General features: G+C 44.2%; 21 protein-coding genes and 5 tRNA genes. 14 read left to right on the forward strand and 12 right to left on the reverse strand.

What is annotated here, in order from left to right; translation table 11 throughout:
* Positions 1 to 8: 8 nt before the first annotated feature.
* From QWZ04_RS04600 to QWZ04_RS04645, 10 genes are all read right to left on the reverse strand, one after another.
* Positions 9 to 986 carry an SPOR domain-containing protein gene (locus tag QWZ04_RS04600; RefSeq protein WP_290325414.1) on the reverse strand — a complete coding sequence of 326 codons (978 nt, stop codon included), beginning with the start codon at positions 984 to 986 and terminating at the stop codon, positions 9 to 11.
* Positions 987 to 1,094: 108 nt separating this feature from the next.
* Entirely contained in the window at positions 1,095 to 2,039 is a 945-nt protein-coding gene (locus QWZ04_RS04605; protein ID WP_290325416.1) for an ABC transporter permease, read from the reverse strand.
* Between the two features lie 2 nt (positions 2,040 to 2,041).
* Positions 2,042 to 3,019 (reverse strand): ABC transporter permease, encoded by a 978-nt coding sequence (locus tag QWZ04_RS04610; protein WP_290325418.1) that lies wholly within the window; start codon positions 3,017 to 3,019, stop codon positions 2,042 to 2,044.
* A 149-nt stretch (positions 3,020 to 3,168) separates the two neighbouring features.
* A complete protein-coding gene (locus QWZ04_RS04615; RefSeq protein ID WP_290325420.1) occupies positions 3,169 to 4,722 on the reverse strand; it encodes an ABC transporter substrate-binding protein in 1,554 nt (517 codons plus the stop codon).
* Between the two features lie 108 nt (positions 4,723 to 4,830).
* Positions 4,831 to 6,546, reverse strand: a complete 1,716-nt coding sequence (locus tag QWZ04_RS04620) for a dipeptide ABC transporter ATP-binding protein (protein ID WP_290325422.1) — start codon at positions 6,544 to 6,546, stop codon at positions 4,831 to 4,833.
* An 821-nt stretch (positions 6,547 to 7,367) separates the two neighbouring features.
* Positions 7,368 to 7,444, reverse strand: a tRNA-Pro gene (locus tag QWZ04_RS04625).
* 154 nt (positions 7,445 to 7,598) lie between these two features.
* A tRNA-His gene (locus QWZ04_RS04630) sits at positions 7,599 to 7,674 on the reverse strand.
* Positions 7,675 to 7,718: 44 nt separating this feature from the next.
* Positions 7,719 to 7,795: transfer RNA gene (locus QWZ04_RS04635), tRNA-Pro, on the reverse strand.
* Between the two features lie 124 nt (positions 7,796 to 7,919).
* A tRNA-His gene (locus QWZ04_RS04640) sits at positions 7,920 to 7,995 on the reverse strand.
* Positions 7,996 to 8,044: 49 nt separating this feature from the next.
* Positions 8,045 to 8,121, reverse strand: a tRNA-Arg gene (locus QWZ04_RS04645).
* Between the two features lie 272 nt (positions 8,122 to 8,393).
* Here QWZ04_RS04645 and QWZ04_RS04650 point away from each other — a divergent pair.
* Positions 8,394 to 8,798 (forward strand): c-type cytochrome, encoded by a 405-nt coding sequence (locus QWZ04_RS04650; RefSeq protein ID WP_290325424.1) that lies wholly within the window; start codon positions 8,394 to 8,396, stop codon positions 8,796 to 8,798.
* An 89-nt stretch (positions 8,799 to 8,887) separates the two neighbouring features.
* Here the strand turns inward: QWZ04_RS04650 and rep are convergent, their stop codons facing one another.
* On the reverse strand, positions 8,888 to 10,903 hold the full coding sequence (gene rep / locus QWZ04_RS04655) for a DNA helicase Rep (protein ID WP_290325426.1): 2,016 nt from the start codon (positions 10,901 to 10,903) through the stop codon (positions 8,888 to 8,890).
* A gap of 175 nt (positions 10,904 to 11,078) precedes the next feature.
* Between rep and QWZ04_RS04660 the strand changes: the two genes are divergently transcribed.
* From QWZ04_RS04660 to ubiK, 4 genes are all read left to right on the forward strand, one after another.
* Positions 11,079 to 11,660, forward strand: coding sequence for a TetR/AcrR family transcriptional regulator (locus tag QWZ04_RS04660; RefSeq protein WP_290325428.1), 582 nt, complete (start codon positions 11,079 to 11,081; stop codon positions 11,658 to 11,660).
* A gap of 18 nt (positions 11,661 to 11,678) precedes the next feature.
* On the forward strand, positions 11,679 to 12,785 hold the full coding sequence (locus QWZ04_RS04665) for an efflux RND transporter periplasmic adaptor subunit (protein ID WP_290325430.1): 1,107 nt from the start codon (positions 11,679 to 11,681) through the stop codon (positions 12,783 to 12,785).
* A gap of 11 nt (positions 12,786 to 12,796) precedes the next feature.
* Entirely contained in the window at positions 12,797 to 15,913 is a 3,117-nt protein-coding gene (locus QWZ04_RS04670) for a multidrug efflux RND transporter permease subunit (RefSeq protein WP_290325432.1), read from the forward strand.
* 120 nt (positions 15,914 to 16,033) lie between these two features.
* Complete coding sequence (ubiK, locus tag QWZ04_RS04675; protein WP_290325433.1) at positions 16,034 to 16,285, forward strand: ubiquinone biosynthesis accessory factor UbiK; 252 nt, start codon at positions 16,034 to 16,036, stop codon at positions 16,283 to 16,285.
* An 81-nt stretch (positions 16,286 to 16,366) separates the two neighbouring features.
* On the opposite strand, the gene uvrD is transcribed toward ubiK, so the two are convergent.
* On the reverse strand, positions 16,367 to 18,538 hold the full coding sequence (gene uvrD / locus QWZ04_RS04680; protein ID WP_290325435.1) for a DNA helicase II: 2,172 nt from the start codon (positions 18,536 to 18,538) through the stop codon (positions 16,367 to 16,369).
* A gap of 272 nt (positions 18,539 to 18,810) precedes the next feature.
* Between uvrD and QWZ04_RS04685 the strand changes: the two genes are divergently transcribed.
* From QWZ04_RS04685 to agaV, 9 genes are all read left to right on the forward strand, one after another.
* Positions 18,811 to 19,071: a BufA1 family periplasmic bufferin-type metallophore gene (locus QWZ04_RS04685; protein WP_102523544.1), complete on the forward strand. Its 261-nt coding sequence runs from the start codon at positions 18,811 to 18,813 to the stop codon at positions 19,069 to 19,071.
* Between the two features lie 76 nt (positions 19,072 to 19,147).
* Positions 19,148 to 20,002, forward strand: coding sequence for an MNIO family bufferin maturase (bufB, locus tag QWZ04_RS04690; protein ID WP_290325439.1), 855 nt, complete (start codon positions 19,148 to 19,150; stop codon positions 20,000 to 20,002).
* A complete protein-coding gene (locus QWZ04_RS04695) occupies positions 19,983 to 20,762 on the forward strand; it encodes an HvfC/BufC N-terminal domain-containing protein (RefSeq protein ID WP_290325441.1) in 780 nt (259 codons plus the stop codon). Before bufB ends, QWZ04_RS04695 begins: the two co-directional genes overlap by 20 nt.
* The gene (locus QWZ04_RS04700; protein WP_290325443.1) at positions 20,759 to 21,214 is read left to right on the forward strand and encodes a DoxX family protein; all 456 of its coding nucleotides are present in this window, start codon (positions 20,759 to 20,761) and stop codon (positions 21,212 to 21,214) included. Before QWZ04_RS04695 ends, QWZ04_RS04700 begins: the two co-directional genes overlap by 4 nt.
* A 195-nt stretch (positions 21,215 to 21,409) precedes the next feature.
* Positions 21,410 to 22,180, forward strand: coding sequence for a transcriptional repressor AgaR (gene agaR / locus QWZ04_RS04705; protein ID WP_290325445.1), 771 nt, complete (start codon positions 21,410 to 21,412; stop codon positions 22,178 to 22,180).
* Positions 22,181 to 22,584: 404 nt separating this feature from the next.
* Positions 22,585 to 23,361 carry a transcriptional repressor AgaR gene (agaR, locus tag QWZ04_RS04710; protein WP_290325447.1) on the forward strand — a complete coding sequence of 259 codons (777 nt, stop codon included), beginning with the start codon at positions 22,585 to 22,587 and terminating at the stop codon, positions 23,359 to 23,361.
* Positions 23,362 to 23,369: 8 nt separating this feature from the next.
* Positions 23,370 to 24,677, forward strand: a complete 1,308-nt coding sequence (locus tag QWZ04_RS04715) for a D-tagatose-bisphosphate aldolase, class II, non-catalytic subunit (RefSeq protein WP_290325449.1) — start codon at positions 23,370 to 23,372, stop codon at positions 24,675 to 24,677.
* Positions 24,674 to 25,828, forward strand: coding sequence for an SIS domain-containing protein (locus QWZ04_RS04720; protein WP_290325451.1), 1,155 nt, complete (start codon positions 24,674 to 24,676; stop codon positions 25,826 to 25,828). The genes QWZ04_RS04715 and QWZ04_RS04720 overlap by 4 nt, the downstream gene beginning before the upstream one ends.
* A 40-nt stretch (positions 25,829 to 25,868) precedes the next feature.
* The gene (gene agaV / locus QWZ04_RS04725; protein ID WP_102523551.1) at positions 25,869 to 26,342 is read left to right on the forward strand and encodes a PTS N-acetylgalactosamine transporter subunit IIB; all 474 of its coding nucleotides are present in this window, start codon (positions 25,869 to 25,871) and stop codon (positions 26,340 to 26,342) included.
* Positions 26,343 to 26,352: the final 10 nt, after the last annotated feature.

The following is a 26,352-nucleotide window of genomic DNA, read 5'->3' on the forward strand; positions in this document are numbered from 1 at the left end:
GGCCAATATTACGGTTCAATACACAGCACATTGAGTAACGAAGACCCTTTTAGCTGGGTGACTTTTCCACTAGTAAAGAAAGCTTGATTACCGTCGCCCCAATAAGGCAAATGAATTGGCCATTTATTCTTAACCAATTCACCGGATTTCAAAATGGCTTGCCACTCTTCATTGTTGGCAAGTCGCATATCCAGTTTTCCACACAAAGCCTGTGCCGATTGATAGTTCATGCGATTCCAAGCCCTATCGTATTCCATGTAGAACGAATTATTGTCTTCTAGTACATACGGCACAACATACGTATGTATACCTAGCTTAGATTGACGGCGAATTTCAATATCATTACTCGCCGCCTTTTCAACCTTAGCGGTAGCTAATGCTGCGGGCTGCATATCTTTACTGGCCATCGCTGTGCTCGTCGTCGCTTCCTGCTTTGACTTTGTAGTCTTCTGGGCAGCAACTGGCGCAGCCATCAATGTAGCTTTATCCGCCGCTTCAACGCTTGCTTTAGGCTTTGATGCTTGTGACTTCGACTTTTGTGCTTCAGGCTTACCCTCTTCAACCACCTCTCTAACAAAGGCATCTTTGTAGGCTGGAAGCTGACGAATTTTCATTTTTTCTTGGTTTGCGGTCGCGAAATTTTCATAAGGGCCAATCAAGCAACGGTATTCTTGACCCTCTTTTTTCATCCAAACGTCCGTCGAGACTTTCTTATAAATGCTTTTTGCTTTTGAAAGCGGCATTGGCTTTTTCAAAATGCCACACTGAACCCAAAATAGTCCTTGAGATGTTTGCGGCTTTTTCTTGCCCCATAATCCATTGCCGATCGGACAATTGCCTTTTAGCATCGGCAATTCATTTTTTGACGCCTGAACCGCATCGCAGAGATATTCTTCGTCGGCCATCGCCTTACCTGCAGGCAAGGCAAGCGCGCACACCAGCGCAATTACAGGTAACGCCACTTTAGCCGTCAACTTTCCGTCCATAGCAAACTCCGCATTCATCAATATGATGTTTTTGATGCAAAAAAAGAGCCGTAAAAATACGACTCTTTAGTTTACGAACATTTTTGATTGAAAATCAATCGCCTTGGATCACCCTTTGTAGATTTTAGGGTTAAATACGTCACGTAACCAATCACCGAGCAGGTTGATCACCAAGACTAAGGTAACTAGCAACACACCAGGGAAAGCAGTAATCCACCACGCGCCTGAGAAGATGTAGTTAAAGCCAATACTGATCAACGCCCCTAGCGAGGGTTGATCGACAGGTAGACCCAAACCTAAAAACGAAAGCGCCGCTTCCGACATAATTGCGTTAGCCACTTGAACCGTTGAAATAACCAAGATTGGTGATAAACAGTTAGGCAGAATATGACGGAACATAATACGCGGAGACTTAAAGCCCATCACTCGCGCCGCTTCAACGTATTCTTTTTTCTTTTCCGCTAATACAGAAGCACGGATAGTACGAGCATATTGTGGCCATTCCGCCACACCGATGATCACCACCAACATAACAACCGCATACTGGGCATAGAAATCGCTGCCAAAGCTTGCTTTAAAGATGGCGGAAACAATGATTGCCACCATCATGGTTGAGAATGAAAGCTGAACATCGGCAAATCGCATTAAGAAGCTATCAATACGACCACCAAAGTAGCCTGCTGAAAGACCAATAATGATCCCCAGACACAGCTGAAGGCCAACCGCTAAGAAACCAATGGTTAATGATAGGCGAGAACCATAGAGCATAGTCGATAAAATATCACGCCCTTGCTCGTCAGTGCCGAGAAGAAAGCGCTCGTCACCGCCGTCCATCCACGATGGAGGCAGCTCTGAATCCATCAGATCAATGGACATTAAGTCATATGGATCCGTTGGAGCGATAATCGGTGCAGCCAGTGCCAGCACCAAAAACACCATAAAGACAGAAAAACTGAACATTGCCACTTTGTCTTTAAGGAAGTAGTACAAAAAATCTGATTGTTTAAAGCGCTCAAAACGGCTTGGAACGCTAGAAGTCGTGCTAGTAGTCATGATTACGCTCCTTTACCCGTTAGATTTACAGTTGGGTTAATGATGCCGTACAACAAATCGACAATGGTGTTTGTAACCACAAATAACAGTCCTACGAAAATAACGTAAGCAGTAATCAAAGGGGTATCAACACGATTGATGGCTTCTAAGAATAAGAAACCAGTACCCGGCCATTGGAACACCGTTTCGGTCAAAATCGTGTACGCAACCATGGTTCCGATTTGAACACCACCAACAGTAAGAACTGGCAGCATGGTGTTTTTAAGCGCATGTTGATAATAAATTTTATTAAGCGCTAGCCCTTTTGCTTTACCAAATTTAATGTACTCAGAGCTAAGAACTTCCAGCATTTCTGAACGAACTAAACGAATAAACAAAGGCAACATAATGGAAGCTAGAGCAATACACGGTAAAACAAGGTGAGCGAGGCCATCCAACGTCAAATAACCCGATTCCCAGCCAAACCAATTCGCGGTATCACCACGGCCATAAGACGGAAGCCAGCCTAACTCAATGGAGAATACGTACATCAGAAGAATTGCCGTTAAGAAAACGGGCACAGAGATACCGATGCTACTGCCAGCCATCACTATCTTAGTAAAAATACTTTTTGGGTGAATCGCTGAATAAACCCCTAACGGGATAGAACAGACGACAATGATGACAGCTGCACCAAAGACCAACTCTAACGTTGCAACTAATTTATCTAAAATAACATCCACAGCAGGTCGCTTGAAGAAGTACGACGTACCCAAGTCCCCTTGAACTGCTTTGCCTATAAAACGAGAATATTTAGTAATGAATGGGTCGTTGAGGCCAAGATCATCACGCAGCGCTTGTCGCTCCGATTCCGAAACTGACTGGCCAACTAACTCGCGTAACGGATCGCCCAGATTATCCTGGATAGCAAACGCCACCAAACTGATCACAAACATCACTATCAGTGCCTGAAACAGGCGCTTGACCAGAAACGTAAACATCCCTTGCCCCTTTAATATCTATCCATGACTTTCAAAAAAGAAAGAATTCAGCCTTAAAAATGGCGCTTAACCCGACTGAAACAAAGTTAAGCACCAAAAAAGAGTTCAGCACTCACTTATCTTAAATAAAGTGAGTGCTAATACTTCAATTACTTAACAACTAGGTCGCCAAAGTAAGGGAAGTTCATACCATTGATGATTGGACCAATTTCTACATTGCTCTTAGCCGCCCATGATGGATCCTGCCAATGTAGTGGGACGAATGCCGCTTCATTGTAAAGCGTTGCTTCAACTTGTTTCAACGTCGCGCTACGCTTTTTCAGATCCGTTTCAGCGTTGGTTCCCATCACTAGCTTATCAAGCTCAGGGTTCGAGTAACCACCACAGTTGTATTGGCCTTTACCTGTTGCTTCATCACGAGTCATCGTTAAGAACTCAGAGAAGTTTGCAGAATCTTCTGTATCTGGGTGCCAGCCGATCATCATCATGTCCGCCGCACACTTATCAAACTCAGGCCAGTATTGCGCTTTTGGCATTGTTTTAAGGTCAACCTTGATGCCAATTTTCGACAGCATTGCAGACGTCGCTTGAGCAATTTTCGCATCATTCACATAACGGTTGTTTGGTGCCATCATGCTTAATGTAAAGCCATCAGCGTAACCTGCTTCTTTCATCAGAGCTTTTGCTTTCTTAAGGTCGTAGCGAGGTTTAAGATCTTCATTGTAACCTGCGTAACCAACTGGGCTCTGTTGAGCGGCAGCCGTTGCTGCTCCTTTCATGATTTTCTTCGTAATGCCTTCGTTGTTCACTGCATAAACAATCGCTTGACGAACACGTACGTCTTTCAGCGCTTCGTTGCTGTTTTGGTTCATTTGGAACGTGATAATACGTGTACCTGGCATAGTGTACAGATCAACGCTTTTCGCTTTTTTAATACGCTTGTAGTCATTTGGAGCAACAGGAGCAATCATGTCTACGTCACCAGAAAGCAGTGCGGCTACACGTGTCGCATCTTCTTTAATCGGTACAAGAGTTAGATTATCAACATTGCCTTTTGAAGCGGTATCCCAGTAGTTACCAAAGCGTTCAAATTCAACTTTAACGCCTTGCTCACGAGACTTAATCGTAAATGGACCCGTACCAGAAACGTTCGTAGAAGCATACGAATTACCGTGCTTCACTAGAGCAGCCTTGTCTTCACCTGCTGCTGTCTTGCCTGAATAGAATTTGCTATCCATTGGGAAGATGTACGTCGCAACGTTTTCAATTAGAGGGTAAGTGCCGTCTGTTTTCACTTCAACGGTATAGTCGTCAACTTTAGTTAAAGAAACTAAAGGACCAAAGATACCTTTAAAGTCAGGTGATGATTTTAGACGAGAGAAAGTCCAAACAACATCATCCGCTGTAAACGCATTACCAGAATGGAATTTAACGCCTTTGCGAAGAGTAAAGCGCATAGTTTCGTTATCAACACGCTCCCATGATTCAGCCAAGCGCGGCTCAAAGTCCATAGTTTGAGTAAAGCGCACTAGTGGGTCAAATACCATGTGCGACATCTGCAATGTGCCGCCAGATAGCTGCTCATGCGGATCCAGAGAAACTGGGTCTGCGGCATAACCAACCGTAATATCAGCGGCTGCTGCACCAAAACTAAGACCTGCGGCCATCAACGCCACTGCTAATTTGCTTTTCATGGTTTTCATTGCATAACTCCTTATGCGGGAATCCAAATCCCTAGTTGTTGTATTTGTCTGTGTTGTGTTTGTCTTTCTTACATTTATTGTTTTCCAGTCAATAACGAAACTGGTGGCTTACGCCGTTTGTACGTCTTCTCGCAAACCCGTGAATTCAGGCATTAGAGAAATTAACTGCTTACTGTACTCATGCTGTGGGTCAGTAAACAATTGCTCGGTTGGGGCAACTTCTAATAACGTGCCCATCTGCATCACGCCAATACGGTCACACATTTGACGAATGACAGGTAAATCGTGACTGATAAACAACATGGTTAAGTTCAGCTCGTCTTGAAGATCTTTTAATAGGTTCAAAATCTGAGCTTGAACAGATACATCCAATGCCGATGTTGGTTCATCACAAATCAATAAACGAGGCCTTGTTGCCAAAGCTCGTGCGATAGAAATACGTTGACGCTGACCACCTGAAAATTCATGTGGGTACTTCAAACCAGCCATCACCCCTAAACCAACGTGATCAAGCAAATCGTTCACAATAGTGCGCGTTTCTGCTTCATTGGCAGTGAGTTTATGGAATCGAATTGGTTCTGCAATGATGTCGAAGATTTTCATTCGAGGGTTCATTGAGGTATACGGGTTCTGGAACACCATCTGCATTTGGCGACGCATAGGACGACGCTCTTTTTCAGATTTCAGGGAAGTTAAATCAACACTTTCAAACGAAACTGTTCCTGAATCTGGTGCATATAAACCAGCTATAATGCGAGCAATGGTCGATTTACCAGAACCTGATTCACCAACCAAACCAAAGGTTTCACCCTCATTAACTTCAAAACTAACGTTATTAGACGCTTGCACGTATTCACGGCGGCTTTCAAACAAAGAATCTTTAGTTATAAAACGTAGGTTAACGTTTTGGACATCAAGTAGCGGGCCTTCATATTCACGCTGATCTTGGCTTTGACCCAACCAATGGTTCTTAATATCTAGTTGCTTTAGTTCTTCAGCTTCTTCGATATAACTTACTAGTGGGAAGCGTCCTAATTTAACGTCAGAGCGAGGAACCGCTGAGATCAAGCTACGGGTATAGGAATGATCAGGGTCACCCAGTACTTTCTTCGTTGGACCAATTTCGACTAGATCACCACGGTACATTACTGCTACACGGTCTGTGACATTAGATACCACACCCATATCGTGAGTAACCAACATACAGCCGACGTTTTTCTCGATACACAAATCGCGGATAAGAGTCAGGATTTGGTCTTGAATGGATACATCAAGTGCTGTAGTGGGTTCATCTGCGATGATTAACTCTGGTTCACCAGCCAACGCGATTGCAATAACCACACGTTGACGCATACCACCAGAAAATTGGTGAGGGTACTGCTTTAAACGGTTTTCAGGCTGTGGGATCCCGACTTGATTCATCAACGACAGCGATCTTTCGTACGCTTCTTGATCAGAAACCTTCATATTGGCATGAATCGTTTCTTTCAGTTGATGTTCAACCGTAAATAGCGGGTTGAGTGACGTCATAGGATCTTGGAATATAAATCCAATTTTTGAACCACGTACGCTTCGCATTTGTTCAGGCGTTAATCCTGAAATTTTTTCGCCATCAAGAAATACGTCGCCATTAACAACTAGCCCTGGTGGGCTTAATAAATCGATGACTGCATTACCTACTGTTGACTTGCCAGCGCCGGATTCTCCGACCACACCAACAATTTCACCGCGTTCAATATTAAACGACAATGATTTAACAGCAGCATGAACTCCGTGTCGAGATGGGTACTCGATACGAAGATCCCTTACTTCTAAAAGTGACATTATCAGACCTCTACTGCTCTGGCAGTTTTCTGCCCTGTCTGCAAAATTGATTCCATTCGATGTCAGAAACAAGTTTCTGACCAAGATAAGCCAGCTCATAATTTGGCTTATTATTCACAGAAAAGCAACAAACAAAGCATAAAAATGGGCTTGAGAATCAATTAGAAGCAGATTAAATGCATATTAATTCACTTTTAAAGATTTTTCGTGCATTTTTTGCTCTATCGATCAGTCGAACATTACGCCATCTAACAGCTAAAAATTAGGCTTTTCTATTACAGAACGGTTCAAAGTACAAATAATCAGCAAGACATAATTATTCAAACTATCAAATTAACAAAACAGAAACATGTGTCATTTTTAGGTTGATAGGCAGATGTATAAGCTACTAAATTAGCAATTAGGCAGTTTATATAACTAGCAAACAATCGATAGTCACACCATAATATGTAATACCAATGTGGTAACAAATTGATGTAGCACGGAAAATGAGTTCTAGCGCACATAGGATAATGATAAAAACCACATTAGTGACTCCCTTTCTCTCGCAATCTCTCTCAGTCAGTACAATCTCAACACCTTTATATACCAATAAGTAGGTTTGCCGCCGATACCTAACAATAGAGTAAATTATGAGCCAATCGACAGGCTTGATGAGAGAAGTGAAATCGAACGAGGCTTCAGATACACAAAAGCCTCATCTAATGATAAGGCTTTTTTAGTAGAGGTCGGTGAAGAGCCGACTTTGAATAAGCCGAACCCCCGACTCTCGGGTTTTAAATGCAAAAAAGCCTCATCTAATGATGAGGCTTTTTTAATAGTGGTCGGTGAAGAGGGATTCGAACCCCCGACCCTCTGGTCCCAAACCAGATGCGCTACCAAGCTGCGCTATTCACCGACAAATTCTGTACTTGGTTCGCTTTCAGTAGGGTCAACCCTCTGGTCCGCTATTCCAAGAGCCGTGATGCGCTATCAAACCACGCTATTCACCGACATAGGTTTTATTCTGAAAAATCAGAAAAGGAAACTAATGGGTTTAGTTACCGAGTTAATGGGGTGGCTAACGAGATTCGAACTCGCGACCACCGGAATCACAATCCAGGGCTCTACCAACTGAGCTATAGCCACCACTAACTTTTTACATAACCGCAATTAAGCGATTATCGAAATAGTGGTCGGTGAAGAGGGATTCGAACCCCCGACCCTCTGGTCCCAAACCAGATGCGCTACCAAGCTGCGCTATTCACCGACAAATTTTTTAATTTGGTTCACACTAAAAAGAGTTAACTCTTTGGAAATGCTAGTCCAATGTTCCTGAGGAACGTTTCGTTTCGACATTAAATCAAAACTGGAAACAAATGTCACCAAAATAATGGGGTGGCTAACGAGATTCGAACTCGCGACCACCGGAATCACAATCCAGGGCTCTACCAACTGAGCTATAGCCACCATTATGTATCTTTTCGCCAATAACTACTTATTTTACTAAGTATCCGGATGGTACGCCCGAAAGGATTCGAACCTTCGACCTTTGGCTCCGGAGGCCAACGCTCTATCCAGCTGAGCTACGGGCGCATGCCCTATCGGCGGAGTGGAATAATACGGATATCACACTATGCCGTCTAGTGTTTTTTCAACTTTTTTTACCGTTTGTTGCCTTTTTCAGCAATTAGGATGTGATAAAGACCTTGTCATGGCGATCTTGTGGTTTCTTGCAACAACTCAACAAGCTATAATCACGCAATATTTACATTGATTTAACAGGCGTTTTTCTCCTGCTTTATCAAAAATCAACAAATAGTGGTAAACATCGTATTTATCATCGCCCAGGAATGTAAAGTGAGTTTATGGATATGTCTCGACCAATTTTAAGTCTATTGGCTGCTACCTTAGTTTTTTCTAGTAGCGCATTCGCCACCTCTGTTGACCGTGATGCAATTGAAAAACGCATTCAGCCTGTCGGTCAGGTTTATTTAGCAGGCAGTGAGCCTGTTGCAGCAGAACCTGCAGGTCCACGCGATGGCGCTACTGTTTACAATACATTTTGTACAGCTTGTCACACATCAGGTGTCAGTGGTGCCCCTATCAAGGGTGATGCAGGCCAGTGGGGTTCACGAATCGCACAAGGTCGTGATGTATTGAATAACCACGCTATCAATGGCTTTAATGCAATGCCAGCAAAAGGCTCTTGTATGGATTGTTCTGACGATGAAATCATCGCAGCGATCGATCATATGATTGAAGGGCTGTAAAGGCTAAGTGCTAAGAATAAAAGGCTTGGTTAACCTACCAAGCCTTTTTTGATCTTTTCTCTATAATATTTCGCTTTTAGGGCTTATCTCTACTTCTTAAACATCGCCCTTATATTGGCAATGTGCGCCTGACCTTTTTCCATTCTTTCTTCCGCCGACTGAGGCTTTTTAGTTGACTCCCATTCAATATCATCTTGCGGAAGTTCGTCTAAAAATCGACTTTGTTGCGGTTTGATCAGTTCACCATATTGGCGGCGTTCTTTACAGATAGTAAACGTCAGTTCTTTTTGAGCGCGAGTAATGCCTACATACATAAGGCGACGCTCTTCTTCTACGTTTTCTTCATCAATGCTGGTCTGGTGAGGCAATATGCCCTCTTCCGCCCCAATCAAATAAACGTAAGGAAACTCCAACCCTTTTGATGCGTGCAATGTCATTAACTGTACTTGGTCTGCATCGTCGTCATCTTCGCCACGTTCCATCATGTCTCTGAGGGTGAGCCTTAACACCACTTCTTTCAGCGTTTTTATCTCTTTGTCGTAATTGTCACCTTCAAGGTCGGCCACTATCCAACTGTATAAATCCGACACATTCTTCATGCGCATTTCAGCCGCTTTAGGGCTAGCTGAAGTTTCATATAGCCAATCTTCGTAATGAATATCACGCACCAAAGAACGTACAGCTTCAACGGTATTACCACGTTCAGCGTTATCCGAAATCGCGACAATCCAGCGAGTAAAACGTTGCAGGTTTTCTAAACCTCGCCCTGTTAGGGTTTGCTCTAATCCCATCTCAAAGCTGGCTTCAAACAAGCTTTTACCACGCATATTGGCGTAGCTGCCTAGTTTTTCTAGGGTTACCGGGCCGATCTCACGCCTTGGCGTATTCACTATGCGTAAAAAGGCATTATCATCGTCAGGGTTAACTAATACGCGCAAGTAAGCCATGATGTCTTTAATTTCAGACCGAGAGAAAAAAGACGTGCCGCCCGAAATCTTATATGGGATGCGGTTTTGCATCAGCGCTTTTTCGATCAAACGAGACTGATGGTTACCACGGTAAAGAATTGAATAGTCTTTATAGTCAGTTCGGTTTAAGAACTTATGCGCAATCAGTTCACCCGTGACTCTTTCCGCTTCATGCTCTTCATTTTTTGCATGCAACACTTTGAGTTGCTCCCCATCAGGGATTTCTGAAAATAGCCTTTTTTCATAAACGTGTGGGTTATTGGCAATCAAAATATTAGCAGAACGCAAAATACGACTGGTGGAGCGATAGTTTTGCTCAAGCTTGATCAGTCGTAAGTCTGGGTAATCTTTACCTAACAAGACTAAGTTTTGCGGTTTGGCACCGCGCCAGGAGTAGATAGACTGGTCATCATCGCCAACCACGGTTAACCGGCCTCGTTCACCTACGATTAATTTCACCAATTCATATTGGCTGGTGTTGGTATCTTGATATTCATCCACCAGCAGGTAGCGAATACGACTTTGCCAACGCTTACGAACTTCTTCATTGTTTCGCAGTAGTAATACTGGCAGTGAAATCAAATCATCAAAATCCAGTGCGTTATAGGCTTTCATTTGCTTAAGGTACATTTCATAACAAAAGGCAAATAACTGGTCTTGCTCGCCTTTCGCTTGTCCTTTCACCTGTTCCGCCGTCAACATGTCATTTTTCCAATTGGAAATACTGCTCATTAAGGCCTTTAACAGATCTTTATCGCCATCAAGTTGGGTTTCTGTTAACTCTTTGAGTAACGCCATTTGGTCTTGGTCATCAAATAACGAAAAGCCAGCCTTTAGCCCCAGTGTTTTGTATTCTTTGCGGATGATGTTCAAGCCTAATGTATGAAAGGTTGAAACCATCAAGCCTTTAGATTCTTGTTTCCCCAGCGTTTGCCCCACCCGCTCTTTCATTTCTCGTGAGGCTTTATTGGTAAAGGTTACCGCTGCAATATTACGAGCTTTATAGCCACATTGCTGAACCAAGTAAGCGATCTTATTGGTAATAACACGGGTTTTACCCGAGCCTGCGCCAGCCAGTACTAGGCAGGGCCCAGACACAAATTTTACCGCTTCGTCTTGTCTTGGGTTCAGCTTCATTTTGCACTCTAAAAGGTTCTCATTATTCGGGCTATATAATAGACGTGCTAAGGTTTGAAAGCTATGTCCAATCCATTGCATGAAAAAAGATCCACTAATTTGTTATTTTTTGTTGCACAAGAGGGCAGCAAGTGATCTATAATGAATGAACGTTCATTCATTAATAGGTGTCTACATGAGTATCAACACTGAACAGGATAAACGCGAAAAGATTCTAAATGCAACGGAAGCAGTGCTGGCTGAAGAAGGATTCCAAGGCATTTCCATGCAGAAAATCGCAAAGGAAGCAGGGGTAGCCGCAGGAACGATTTATCGATATTTCGAAGATAAAGATCACCTGCTAAAAGAGATTCGCTTTCGAGTCACCAAACGAATTGCTGATCATCTGCAAGCCAACGTGAGCGAAACAATGCCGATAGAAGAGCGCTATCAGGTGATGTGGCTAAACTTATGGAATCTGGCCCGCGACAACTGTTTATTGCTCAGCAATCGAGTGCAATACGACTCACTGCCAAAGCCCTCAAGCTCAGAGGAATGGCAACAAGAAAGAGAGATGTTTCATAAAGTAGAGCTGACTTTCAACCAAGGTAAAGAGTCTGGCCTATTTAAACCTCTCGATAACAGAATTTTATTTGGCTTAAGCCTAGAAGTCGGTGTGACATTAGCGCGCAAACACTCTCTAGGAATCATTCACATTGACGACGAAACCCTTGATGCCGCGATTGCTGCAAGCTGGGACGCTATTATTCAACATTAACTTGGAGTTCTAAACAGAATGAAAAAGTGGACATTTTTTATGTTACTTATCGCGATACTGCTTTTCGGTAGCGTAATAGGTTTTAATCTTTTCAAGCAGCAGAAAATTGCTGAGTATCTTGCGAATCGCCCGGAAGCTGAATTCCCAGTGACGGCTCAAGAAGTAGTTTCTATTGACTGGGTTCCAAACATTGAAGCAATTGGCTTTATCGAACCTAACCAAGGTGTGACTTTAACAACAGAAACCAGCGGTGTTATCAAAAGCATTGATTTTGAATCTGGTGTTGCGGTTAAAAAAGGGCAAGTTTTAGTGGCATTGGATTCTGCTGTTGAACGTGCGAATCTAAAAAGTACTCAAGCTCGCCTACCAGCTGCAGAAGCCAAATTCAAACGTTACGAAGGCCTGTACAAAAAAGGTTCTGTTTCAAAAGAATCGTTTGACGAAGCAAAAGCGGCTTACTTTTCTTTAGAAGCTGAAATCGAGAGCTCTAAAGCCTCGATTGCTCGCCGTACCTTGAAGGCACCGTTTGATGGTGTGGTTGGTATTCGTAATGTGTACCTAGGTCAGTATCTTCAACCTAGTACCGAGATTGTTCGCCTTGAAGACACCAGCGTAATGCGTTTGCGCTTCACGGTTCCTCAAACGGATATTCCACGTATTCACATTGACCAAAAAATCAAAATTTCAGTGGATGCCTACCCTGAAGATAGCTTCGAAGGCACCATCAGTGCCATTGAGCCTGCGGTAAGCGTTCAAAGCGGCCTAGTACAAGTTCAAGCTGATATTCCTAACAATGATGGTCAATTACGTAGCGGTATGTTCGCTCGTGCTAACATCATTTTACCAGCAATCACCGGCCAAGTAACACTGCCACAAACCGCCATTACCTTCACATTATACGGCGACAGCGTGTATGTCATTACTGAAGAAGATGGTCAGAAACGCGTTAAGCAGCGTGTAGTAAAAGTGGGCGAACGCAAAGCGGATATTGCTCACGTAATAGAAGGCGTTGAGCCTGGTGATTTAGTGGTTACGACTGGTCAAGTTCGTCTAAGTAATGATGCAAAAGTACGCATTGTTGAAAATGACGCAACAACACCACCAGCCGAAACACCGATGCTGTAATTGGAGGAAGCATGCGCTTTACTGATGTTTTTATTAAGCGTCCAGTTTTAGCGGTATCGATCAGCTTTTTGATTGCCTTGCTTGGTTTCCAAGCGATATTCAAAATGCAGGTCCGTCAATACCCTGAAATGACGAACACAGTGGTTACTGTATCCACTAGCTACTACGGTGCAAGTGCCGACCTGATACAAGGCTTTATAACTCAGCCCTTGGAGCAAGCCGTCGCACAGGCCGATAATATCGACTTTATGACGTCGCAATCGGTGTTGGGTAAATCCACCATCACAGTGACCATGAAATTGAACACCGACCCAAATGCGGCATTGGCAGATATACTCGCCAAAACCAACTCGGTTCGGTCTCAGTTACCCAAAGAGTCTGAAGACCCCACGGTAACCATGTCGACCGGTGATTCAACCGCCGTGCTGTACATCGGCTTCACCAGTGAAGAGTTATCTTCTAGCCAAATCACCGACTACCTTGAGCGTGTAATCAACCCTCAATTGTTCTCGGTAAATGGCGTATCTAAAATCGATATGTACGGTGGTATGAAATACGCCCTACGTGTGTGGTTAGATCCGGCCAAAATGGCTGCGTTGAAGATGACAGCAACCGACGTGATGCAAGTCTTGAACGCCAACAACTTTCAGTCAGCAACGGGTCAGGCAACCGGTGAGTTCGTTCTATATAACGGCAGCGCCGATACACAGATCTCAAATGTTGCTGAGCTAGAAAAACTGGTGATTAAGAGTGATGTCGGTGAAGTTATTCGTTTAGGTAACATCGCCAAAGTAACACTAGAGAAAAGCCATGATGTTTATCGAGCCAGTGCCAACGGTCAAGAAGCCGTGGTTGCTGCAATAAATGGTGCACCTAGTGCCAACCCAATTACCATCGCTAAAGATGTGTTGGATCTTCTTCCTCAATTGAGAAAGAACTTACCTAGCAATATCAGCATGGAAGTCATGTATGACTCAACGGAAGCCATCAATGAATCTATCAACGAGGTAATCAAAACCATCGTTGAAGCGGCATTGATCGTACTGGTGGTGATCACCTTGTTCCTTGGCTCATTCCGCGCCGTTATGATCCCATTGGTGACAATTCCGTTGTCGCTGATTGGTGTTGCAATGGTGATGCAAGCCATGGGTTTCTCATGGAACTTAATGACGCTACTGGCCATGGTATTGGCTATCGGCTTGGTAGTAGATGATGCCATCGTTGTACTTGAGAACGTCGATAGACACATTAAGCTAGGTGAATCACCGTTCCGTGCTGCGGTTATCGGTACTCGAGAAATTGCGGTTCCTGTTATCGCTATGACGTTAACACTGGGTGCGGTATATGCGCCTATCGCGTTAATGGGTGGTATTACCGGTTCCCTGTTTAAAGAGTTTGCTCTAACACTTGCAGGGGCGGTGTTTGTCTCGGGTATTGTTGCATTAACACTATCGCCAATGATGTGTTCGAAAATGCTCAAAGCCAACGAGACACCAAACAAGTTTGAGACTACTGTCCACAACTTGCTTGACCGTATGTCTAATGGCTATGAGAGAATGCTTGGTCGCGTCATGCAACGTCGTCCTGTTATCATCGCGTTCGCTATCATCGTGTTTGCTAGTTTGCCGATGCTGTTTAAGTTCATCCCTAGTGAGCTTGCTCCATCAGAAGATAAAGGTGTGGTAATGCTGATGGGTACTGGCCCGTCAAACGCTAACCTAGATTACTTGCAAAACACCATGAACCAAGTGAATGCTATTCTGACTGAACAGCCAGAAGTGAAATTTGCTCAAGTGTTTACGGGTGTTCCTGCGTCTAACCAAGCCTTTGGTTTGGCTTCTATGGTGCCATGGAGCCAGCGTGAAGCTAGTCAAGCTGAAGTCTCTAAGCGTATTGGTGAATTGGTAAAAGACGTTCCAGGAATGGCCGTTACCGCTTTCCAAATGCCTGAATTGCCAGGTGCGGGTTCTGGCCTGCCACTGCAGTTTGTTATTACGACACCAAATAGCTTTGAAAGCTTGTTCCAAATTGCGACCGATATTCTGGCTGACGTTTCAGTTAACCCATTGTTTGTTTACTCAACATTGGATCTTAACTACGACTCCGCAACCATGAAGATCCATATCGACAAGGACAAAGCGGGTATCTATGGTGTGACCATGCAAGACATCGGTATGACCTTAAGTACCATGATGGCTGATGGTTATGTTAACCGTATCGATTTGAATGGTCGTTCTTATGAAGTGATCCCTCAAGTTGAGCGTAAATACCGCCTGAACCCTGAATCCATGAACAACTACTACGTTCGCGCAGCAGATGGCAATGCGATTCCACTGGGCAGCTTAATTGACATTGAAGTGGTTGCGGAGCCCCGTGCTCTACCTCACTTCAACCAATTAAACTCAGCGAGTATTGGTGCGGTGCCAAGCCCAGGTGTTGCTATGGGTGATGCCGTTAACTGGTTTGAAGATGTCGCACAAAACAAACTACCATCAGGCTACAACCATGACTACATGGGTGAAGCAAGACAGTACGTAACAGAAGGTAGCGCGCTATTCGCAACCTTTGGTTTAGCACTAGCGATCATCTTCTTGGTTCTAGCGATTCAATTTGAATCCGTTCGAGATCCATTGGTTATCATGGTGTCGGTTCCACTGGCGATATGTGGTGCATTGATTTCACTTGCATGGGGCGCAGCCTCAATGAATATCTACTCGCAAGTGGGCTTGATCACCTTGGTTGGTCTTATCACCAAGCACGGTATTTTGATTTGTGAAGTAGCAAAAGAAGAGCAACTGCATAATAAGAAAGATCGTATTGCGGCGGTAACGGAAGCGGCGAAGGTTCGTCTGCGTCCTATCCTAATGACTACTGCTGCCATGATTGCAGGTCTGATTCCACTGATGTACGCAACCGGCGCAGGTGCTGCTCAACGTTTCAGCATTGGTATTGTAATCGTATCCGGTCTTGCTATCGGTACTATCTTTACCTTGTTCGTACTACCAGTGATTTACAGCTACCTTGCTGAAAAACACAAACCGCTTCCTATTTTCCTAGAAGATAAAGATCTAGAAAAACTGGCGCGAGTAGACGAAGCCAAAGCCGCTCAACGCGAAATTCGCGAATAGAGCATTAACGGGTATATCATCCAATCAAAAGGCTACTTCGGTAGCCTTTTTTGTATTTGCTAACGACTTTTTTATTTGAAATGAATAGAATGAAGGCATTGATATAGGAGCGATTAGAAAATGTTTGATCCAAAAAAGCTTGAACAAGTAGCAAAGCAGATCCATGAATCCATGCCGCAACCGGTCAAAGAATTGGGTTCGGATGTTGAACAAAAAGTACGCCAGGTCATTCAAGGCCAGCTAAACAAACTTGATGTTGTTAGCCGTGAAGAGTTCGATGTGCAAACTCAGGTACTTCTGCGCACTCGCCAGAAACTGACTGAAATGGAACAAAAGCTAGCGGATCTTGAAGCTAAGTTCTCAGACAAATAGTACTTAGCTAGTGACACAAAAAAAGCAGAACCGTAAAGGTCCTGCTTTTTTATTATCAACTAAAGAAACATATTTGCGAAACTACAAGGTTTCTAACTTAGCGTATTGTGTCACTAACCACTTAATGCCCTCACCATTAAAGGCAACTTGCACTCGGCTTTGAGGTCCACTGCCTTCAAAATTAATGATCGTGCCTTCACCAAATTTCGGGTGCATTACTCGCGCACCTAAGCTAAAACCGGTTTCGTTGAAGTTTTCTTTTACTGCCGTTGGGCTAAAGCGCCCTGTGCTAGTCGGTCGGCTCACCTGCGCTTTCATACGTACTTCATCCAAACAAGTTTCGGGTAACTCACGAATAAAACGAGATGGCTTATGATATTTATCTTGCCCGTACAGACGACGCATCTCAGCATAAGTAATGTAGAGCTTTTCCATCGCTCGGGTCATGCCAACATAACAAAGGCGACGCTCTTCTTCCAACCGCCCCGCTTCTTCTGCCGACATTTGGCTTGGGAACATGCCCTCTTCAACACCGACCATGAAGACCATTGGGAACTCCAAACCCTTAGCACTGTGCAGAGTCATGAGTTGTACTGCCTCATCAAACTCATCCGCCTGCCCCTCACCCGCTTCAAGCGCAGCGTGAGATAAGAACGCAGACAGCTCGCTCATTTCATCGGCTTCTTCTGGTTTTTCAAACTGGCGAGTTGCCGTAACCAATTCTTCTAAGTTTTCAATTCGGGCTTTCGATTTCTCGCCCTTTTCTTGCTCGTACATAGCAAACAAACCGGAGAACTTAATCACATGGTCCGCTTGTTCATGCATCGCCATTTCGGCCGTGTCATCTTCTAGGGCATTAACCAGTTCAACAAAACGGCTTAACGCGCCCGCAGCACGGCCAGCAAAGACTTTTTCGTCTAACAAGGCAACACTGGTTTGCCACATGGTCGCTCCGCGCTCGCGAGCTGCAAAACGGATGGTCTCTAGTGTTTTATCACCTAAACCACGAGTGGGTGTATTCACCACTCGTTCAAATGCCGCATCATCATTACGGTTAGACATCAGACGTAGGTAACCCAGTGCATCACGAATTTCTAAACGTTCAAAAAATCGCATGCCACCATAAATACGATACGGTAAGCCCCCTTGAATTAAGGCTTCTTCCAACACCCGCGACTGAGCATTGTTTCGATACAACATAGCCGTATCGGTTAATGAACCGCCTTTTTCTTTCCACTCTTTGATTTTACTAACCGCAAAGCGTGCTTCATCTAATTCGTTATACGCGGAATAAACAGAAATGGATTCACCGTCATCGCCGTCTGTCCAAAGCTCTTTCCCCATACGCTCAGTATTGTTAGAAATCAGCTCATTGGCGGCTTTCAAAATCGTTTTTGTTGAACGGTAGTTTTGCTCAAGACGAACGGTTGACGCGCCCACAAATTCATCAAGAAAGCGTTGAATGTTTTCAATTTTTGCACCACGCCAGCCATAGATCGACTGATCATCATCCCCCACGATCATCACGTTACATGCTGGGCCGGCCATCATGCGTAGCCAAGCGTATTGGATGTTGTTGGTATCTTGGAATTCGTCGACCAAAATGTGCTTAAAGCGCGCTTGGTAGTGCTCTCGAATGTGTTGTTTATCGCGCAGTAACTCTTGGGCACGCAACAAAATTTCTGCAAAGTCGATCAAACCTGCACGATCACAAGCTTCTTGATAAGCCGTATAAATTTGTAACCATGTTTTGGTCACAGGATCATGATAAGCATCAATATGGTTTGGACGTAAACCTTCATCTTTCTTGCCGTTGATCCACCAGCAAGCTTGGCGAGCAGGCCATTGCTTTTCATCTAGGTTTAATGCTTTTATCAAGCGCTTCAGCAAACGCTGTTGATCATCAGAATCGATGATCTGAAAATCTTCTGGCAACTTAGCATCAAGGTAATGAGCACGCAGGATGCGATGACAAATACCATGGAACGTGCCATTCCACATCCCTGAAGAACTACCCATCATTAACTCTTCAATACGGCCCCGCATCTCGGCGGCAGCCTTATTGGTAAAAGTAACCGACATAATAGAAAACGGCGACGCTTGCTCTACCGACATCAGCCACGCAATGCGATGCACCAGCACTCGGGTTTTACCACTGCCCGCCCCCGCTAAGATCAACATATTGTTTAGCGGCGCTGCGACAGCTTCGCGTTGTTTGTCATTCAAACCATCAAGTAATAAGGAAGCGTCCATCGTTTTCTACTGTTTATTTATACATAACAAAAGATTATACCCCAAATAAAGGTCAGAAATCTGGCTTAAGAAACGAAAAAAATGTCATTTTTTAATCAATTTAAATTCAATGACTTAGAGTTTAAATTGTAATAATGTGAAAATTTATCGCACATAATGTGAAATATTTTCAGCGTTTACCTAATCTAATTAGGTAAGCAACTTGAGCAAAGCGACAAAAAACCAAGTTGTGATAATTAAAGAAACTATGGATCAAGTTCGAGGAATTTATTATGAAAAAATCTAATCTTGCTGTTACTGCTGCTATCACAGGTCTTCTAGCTCTTGGAGGCACAGCGTTAACTGCGACGTCTGCTGTCGCGGCTGAAAAAGAGAAATGCTACGGAGTAAGTAAAGCGGGCAAAAATGACTGTGCTACCAAAAGCAGCTCATGTGCAGGTACAGCTAAAGAAGATTTCCAAAAAGATGCATTCGTTGTAATGCCAAAAGGACTTTGTGGCAAATTGGCTGGCGGCAGCACCATGTCTTCATAATAAACAGTTTATTCAGCAGGGCTCAATTAGCACGCCCTGCTGAGCTGTTACCTTTTATTCATTTCGGAGAAATTCAATGCATCCATTAGTTGGAGTCGGTTTGCGAACTCCTCACTTAGACTTTTTTGAGCACACTCCTACCGATTTGGGCTGGCTTGAAATCCACAGTGAGAACTATTTCCAACCTCGTTCACCATCCCGTATCCAATTAAATGCGATCGCAGATAAATACCCAATAAGCTGTCATGGTATTGGTTTGTCCCTTGGCTCAGTCAACCAGGTCAGCCAATCTCATTTACGACAATTGAAAACGTTAGTCGATGACCTTAACCCCATCATGGTTTCTGATCATTTAAGTTGGAGCGAAAATGGTGGTCATCACTTTAACGACTTGCTGCCCCTTCCTTATACAGAAGAAGCACTGGATGTATTTTGCCGCAATGTACTTCAAGTTCAGGATTACATCGGTAGACCGTTACTGATTGAAAACCCATCCAGTTACATGAAATTCAATCATTCCACCATTGATGAGTGGGACTTCTTAAACCAAGTACACCAAAGAACTGATTGCCGATTGTTGCTGGATTTCAATAACATTCATGTATCCGCGTTCAATCACCAATTCGATGCTAACCACTATATTCAAACCATCAACGCAAACGCTGTTGATGAAATTCATCTTGCGGGCTTCACCGTAAAGCAGTACCCACAAGGGGAAATCTGGATCGATACGCACAGTAAACCCGTCAGCGACGAAGTTTGGCAACTGTTTCAAACTTGGATCTCCCAACATGGTGCTAAGCACACCCTAATTGAATGGGATCTCGATATTCCTAACGTTGAAGTGTTACTGGGTGAAGCGAAAACCGCAAGTGGGTACTTACACAAAGCGAAACACGGAGGCATTATTCATGACTCTATCGCTGGCTAACCTACAGTCCCGTTTTGCTGATGCCTTGAATTACCAAGCAAAAGGGGAAGAGTGCAATATTCATAGTGATCACTTTGCTGCGGATCAGCGTATGCAGATCTATCGCAACAACTACATCATCAGTTTGAGTGAGGTTCTGCAAGCAACTTACCCGCAAGTATTGGCTCTGGTCGGGGAAGAGTGCTTCATGCAGATAGCTCGACATCACGTACTGAACAACCCGCTACAACAAGGTGATGTGACCCACTACGGCGCTAATTTTACTAACAGTATTGAGCAATTTGAACAAGTCATACAACAAGCACCCTACTTACTCGATGTCGCGGCTCTCGAGTGGCTGCTTGATACAAGCAATCAATCGAGCAACATATCTTCTGTTGCCGATCTTAATGTACTCCCACTGGAAAACCTGAGTCAGATAGATGCAGATCAACAGCCTTTTGTTCAACTGAAGTTACAGAACAATCTTCACGTGCTGGCTAGCGATTATGCCGTATTCAGTTTATGGCACGGAATTAAGAACAATCAGCTAGATAACCTTGATTTAAGTAAAGCAGAGCAAGGTGTCGTCTATGTCGACGAAGCTCACCAAGCGCACATTACACCATTAAACCCATTGAGCTTTAAGCTATTGGAACACTGTTTAGCACCGCATACCTTAGGCACATTGCCTGCCGAGCTTTTGCCACACTTAGCCGATTTGGTGAACCATCAATTGGTGATAGGTTTTGAATTGGCGACAAAGGAGAACGTAGAATGAACATGAATCAAAATTTGGCTCGTTACGATCAATTGATCGCGACTCTGCAATCTCTATTTGTACCCATTCTATTATTGGCATGTAGAATTTGGGTTGGCTATGTCTTCTTTAATTCCGGCCTAACCAAAATCGCCACTTGGGACAGTACACTCTATTTGTTTGAGTACGAATATCAGGTTCCACTGTTACCATGGCAACTTGCCGCTTATGTAGGCACCGCGACTGAACTCAGTTTACCGGCATTTTTGGTGCTCGGGTTGCTAACTCGCCCAATGGCTGCAGCTCTATTCGTGTTCAACATCATGGCAGTTGTCTCCTATCCCGTATTATGGGACGGCGGTTTCTTTGACCACCAGTTATGGGGCTTAATGATACTGATCGTCGTTGTTTGGGGGCCGGGAGTCATTTCCACAGACGCATTGTTAAGACGTAAAGTAGAAACCACTAGCTAACGGTTTCTCTCTAAAATGCAAAGCGCAGGTAAGGTTTACTTACCTGCGCTTTTTTGTTTTTTAATCAAGAAAACAACACCATGTATTATTGAAGTTTGATGTTGGTTATGTTTTTACGAATTCAAGCGCATAAATAGAAGCCAAACTGCAACAAACATGTTTTGCTGCCTAGAAAGTAACAAGATGTAATTGACTATGACTACGACAGCCCAGCGACGCGAACACATCATCGAACACATTCAAACCCACGGAACAGGCACGGTTGAAGACTTCTCTAGCGAATTTGGTGTATCCAAAGTCACAATTCGTAACGATCTACGATTACTTGAAAAGCAAGGCTGTGTAGAACGGGTTTATGGTGGAGCAACCCTCAATAAGCAGTTCGCTTTTGATCGTTCTCTTAAGATTAAGGGAAAAATAAACACCAATATCAAAGCTCAAATTGCACACGAAGCATTAAAGTTAATCCAACCGGGAGAGAACATCATTTTAGATTCGGGTTCGACTACCGAACAGATCGCACTTAACCTATCTGACGACGTCTCTCTAGTCGTATTTACTAATGCCATCAACATTGCTTACCACCTTGCGAGCTATCCAAAAGTAGAGGTGATCATTGCTGGCGGAACCATGCGCCAAGACTCTTTCTCCATTCACGGAGCCAATGCAGAAAGCCACCTTAGTCAGTATCGGTTTGATAAGGTCTTTCTAGGTGTCGATGGCTTTGAATTAGAGTCGGGAATCACGACACCTCACAAAGGGGAAGCACAACTGAATCGAATCATGTGCCGAGTAGCTAAACAAGTCATCGCAGTAACGGATTCATCCAAGTTTGAGCAAAAAAGTTTTTGCATCATCACGGCTGCCCAAAACATCGATACCTTGATTACTGATAAAGGCATTCCTAGCCATTATAAATCTTCATTAGAGCAACATGGTGTCACTGTCATCATCGCAGACGACTGATACTCGCCACAGACTAATGACGGCTCGTTTACTATTGAGTCGTTTTTTACTTCTTATTACTGATAATTCTCTTAGCTAATTTTTTCACTTTTCTGCATTGTGTGATCACGGTCACCCCAAAGACTGAAATGCTCTTATAAATCCCTCAGTAAACCACCCTTTCGCTTTGCTTTTATAAAAAGCCTTATACCACCGAACTTCTCACCACTCTTCAGTCATAAAACGAAAGAAAAAACCCTTTCACTTAATACAAAGCGAAAGGTTTTTTACTTACTTTTGCTTTCGATTACAGCTGTGATCTAGCGTCAACTTTGCTTTCCCTTTCGGTGCTCTAATTAACAACGAAAGGAAACGAAAGGTCGAAAGACTGAACAATTACTAAATTGAAAGTTGAGAGCGCAATAATGAAAAGCAGCGAACGTCGTCAGAAAATAATGAAACAAGTACGCCTTAACGGCGCTACGAAAGTTGACGACTTAGTCGGTCAGTTTTCTGTTTCTGCGGTGACGATTCGCCACGACCTCAATTTACTTGAGCAACAAGGCTGTGTATTTCGTTGCTACGGTGGTGCAACCCTCAACCCCAATTTCGCTTTTGATCAACCGCTTCATCAAAAGGGCCAACTTAACCGCAATATTAAAGACCGAATTGCTTTCATCGCCGCAAGCAAAATTAATGACGGTGAAGCCGTTATTCTCGATTCAGGTTCAACCATTAGTTGTATGCCCCCTTACTTAAGCAAGACTCAAGGCTTAGTCGTCATGACAAACGCTTTGAATACCGCCTACCTACTTAGCGGTTACAGCAACATAGATCTTCATGTTGTCGGCGGCAATCTGCGCCGTGCATCTTGTTCCCTGACTGGTGCACACGGCGAACTGCAAATTAAAGATTTTCATTTCGACAAACTCTTTCTGGGTGTTGATGGCTTTGATTTAGAAGCAGGAATCACCACACCAAACCAAAATGAAGCACGTATCAATAGAGCCATGTGCCAAGCCGCCAAACAAGTCATTGCCGTAACAGACTCCAGCAAGTTTGGCCGAAAAAGCTTTTGCATGATCCGTGCAGCTCAAGATATCGACATTCTCATTACCGACAGCCACATCCCAACCCACTATCACCAACAACTGGTTGATATGGGTGTGGAAGTCATTATCGCTGACCAAGAAACTCACTAGGAATTGTGATGAAAGCGCTTATAGATTTAATTCAACAGCATAAACAAGGGCACGCGAGCGGTATCTACGCAGTGTGTTCTGCGCACCCTTTAGTTTTGGAAGCTGCGCTTACTCAAGCAAAAAATGACGACCAATTGGTGTTGATTGAAGCTACATCCAATCAGGTCAACCAAGACGGCGGCTATACCGGAATGCAACCACAGGCCTTCGTTGATTTCGTCTACGACCTAGCAGACTCAATGGCGTTCGATCGTAATAAAATTCTACTTGGTGGTGATCACTTAGGGCCAAACTGCTGGCAAGCGCTTAGCGCCGAACAAGCCATGGCAAAGTCCGATATTTTGATTCGTGATTACGTACTGGCTGGTTTTCGCAAGATACATCTCGATTGCTCGATGCCGTGCGCCGGTGACCCAACACCACTCACAGACGAAATAATCGCGCAACGCGCAGCAAGACTATGTGACATTGCGGAACATGCATGGCAACAAGCTGGCGGCGAAGCACCCGTTTACGTTATTGGCACAGAAGTTCCAGTTCCCGGCGGCGCGCAACATGATATGGAAGACACACTAGCAGTAACGACGCCAACTGCGGCCAAAGACACCATAGATGCTCATTATCAAGCCTTTCAATCCTTTGGTTTGACTCAGGTATGGTCACGAGTGATTGGTTTGGTCGTTCAGCCTGGCGTTGAGTTTGACCATCACAACGTGGCTCACTACCAACCAAACAAAGCACTGAAGTTATCTGGGTTTATTGAAAGCCAACCGCACATGGTGTTCGAAGCTCACTCAACAGATTACCAGTGCGACTCAGCGTACCAGCATTTGGTACGTGATCACTTTGCCATATTAAAAGTGGGCCCTGCACTCACGTTTGCTTTGCGTGAAGCCTTGTTTGCACTAGACCGAATCGAACAAGAATGGCTTGGCAGCCATCAAGCGTCTCACTTGCGTGCAACGTTAGAACAAGTCATGCGAGAACAACCCAATTACTGGCAGAGTTATTACCAAGCCAGTGGACACCAACAATATTTGGATTGCGCGTACAGCTTAAGTGACCGAATTCGCTACTACTGGCCGCACCCTCAAGTGCAACAAGCTTTAAGCCTGATGATGGACAATCTCACCAATAATCCTGCGCCTATCACTTTGCTGAGCCAATACATGGCCAATCAAGCTAAGGCCGTCATCGCTGAACACATTATCAACGATCCAAAACAACTCATCATTCACAAGGTAATGGAAGTTACCCAAGTTTACGCGCAAGCCTGTTATTTCAATGCGCTGGCGCCTAAGGAGACCGTATTATGAACAATTACTTAGGCTATTCTGATGCTTGGCTATCTGAGAAGAATGGCATTCATACCGCTCGCGAAGTAGAACATCAACCGAAGCTGTGGCGGAACTTAGCATCCCTTTTAGATCAAAATAAAGCTGAAATAGATGCGTTTTTAACACCAATTTTCGCAAAGAAAAAATTGCGTATTGTACTTACGGGTGCAGGAACATCTGCATTCGCAGGTGCAGCTCTAGCGCCATTCTTAAGCGCTAAGATTGGCTTTCACGTTGAAGCTGTTGCAACGACCGATATCGTCTCCAATCCAGAGCAATATTTAGATCCAAGCCGCCCAACTCTAATCGTGTCATTTGCCCGTTCCGGAAACAGCCCAGAAAGTGTGGCGGCGGTGCGACTTGGTGATCAACTGGTTGATGAATGTTATCACCTGTTTCTTAACTGTAATCCTGAGGGCTCTCTCGCACAACACGCCAAGAATGCCGATAACGCACTGTGCGTCAACATGCCTGACGGCTCTAATGATCAAAGTTTTGCGATGACATCCAGCTTCACTTGTATGCTGATGTCAGCTCTCTACTTACTTAACCCACAACCGGTTTTAGAGTTGAAACAAACTATCGATCGTATTGCCAGCTTATGCGAAAGCAAATTAGTGCAATGGCAACAAGCAACAAAAAAACTGGCAACTCTTCCTTACCAGCGCCTCATTGTGTTAGGCAGCGGAGGCTTTACCGGCCTTGCTCAAGAAGCTTCTCTAAAGTCACTCGAACTAAGCGCTGGTGCTGTGACGACTTGCTTTGACTCTTCATTGGGTTTTCGTCACGGTCCTAAGTTTTTCATCAATTCAGAAGCCTTAGTGATACAGCTTTTTTCTAGTGACGACTATACCCGACAGTACGACACAGACCTGTATAACGAACTCCGTCAAGACGGCCAAGCCATGGGCTTAGTGGCGCTGACGGAGCAACCTCTGGATGGTGAGAACGTGCTTGAACTCGGGCATACAAACCTAGATCAAGAGTGGCTTTGCTTCCCATACATCATTTTTGCCCAAATGTTGGCATTTGAAAAATCGCTGCAGCTGGGTTTAGGCCCTGATAACCCTTGTCCGAGCGGTGAGGTTAACCGTGTTGTTCAGGGCGTCACGATTCACCAATACCAATAATAACTCACTAAATTAACGTGTTTCAAATAAGGAAATCACCATGCCGAATATTGTATTGAGCAGAATTGATGAACGCCTAGTCCATGGACAAGTTGGGGTGCAATGGGTTGGCTTTGCTGGCGCAAACATTGTGGTCGTAGCTAATGACGAAGTCGCACAAGACACCATCCAGCAAAACTTAATGGAAATGGTCTTGGCTGAAGGGATCGCCATTCGCTTCTGGAGCATTCAAAAAACCATCGACACCATCAACAAAGCCGCAGACAGACAAAAAATTCTACTGGTCTGTAAGAGCCCGAAAGATTTCCGCCAGCTCGTTGCAGGCGGTGTACCGATTAAAAACATTAACGTTGGCAACATGCATTTTGCCGACGGTAAGAAACAGATTTCTAAAACGGTTTCTGTTAATGCGGAAGACGTGGATGAATTCTCGCAACTAAAAGCACTGGGTGTCACCTGCTCGATACAAGGTGTGCCAACCGAAAGTGCAACTGACATCTTTACCCTACTTTAAAAAGGAACAA

Source organism: Vibrio tapetis subsp. quintayensis, from assembly GCF_030409945.1.
Classification (GTDB): Bacteria; Pseudomonadota; Gammaproteobacteria; order Enterobacterales; family Vibrionaceae; genus Vibrio; species Vibrio quintayensis.